This window comes from Streptosporangium heterodermiicola (genome assembly GCF_051390675.1).
Classification (GTDB): domain Bacteria; phylum Actinomycetota; class Actinomycetes; order Streptosporangiales; family Streptosporangiaceae; genus Streptosporangium.
The window spans coordinates 1-224 of the sequence record NZ_JBPJSR010000156.1 but is presented as its reverse complement, the minus strand read 5'-3'; the positions used below and the strand labels follow the sequence as shown (position 1 = coordinate 224).

Sequence of the window (224 nt, the reverse complement as noted above, 5' to 3'; positions counted from 1 at the left end):
GTCGGGTAGTCGAAGACGAGGGTGGCGGGCAGTCTGAGTCCGGAGACCGTCATGAGCCGGTTGCGCAGCTCGACCGCGGTCAGGGAGTCGAAGCCCAGTTCCTGGAAGGCCCGATCGGCCTGAACCGCCGTCGCCGAGGCGTGTCCCAGCACCGTGGCCACTTCCTGGCGGACCACCTCCAGCACGACCTCACGGCGCCGGGCCTCATCCACCCCGTCCAGCCG

Annotated in this window: 1 protein-coding gene; it reads right to left on the bottom strand. The window is 70.1% G+C overall.

The genetic code is table 11. The features are described from left to right. A partial coding sequence (locus ACSC1Q_RS43320) for an acyl carrier protein (protein ID WP_436764564.1) occupies positions 1-224 on the bottom strand: 224 nt, incomplete at both ends.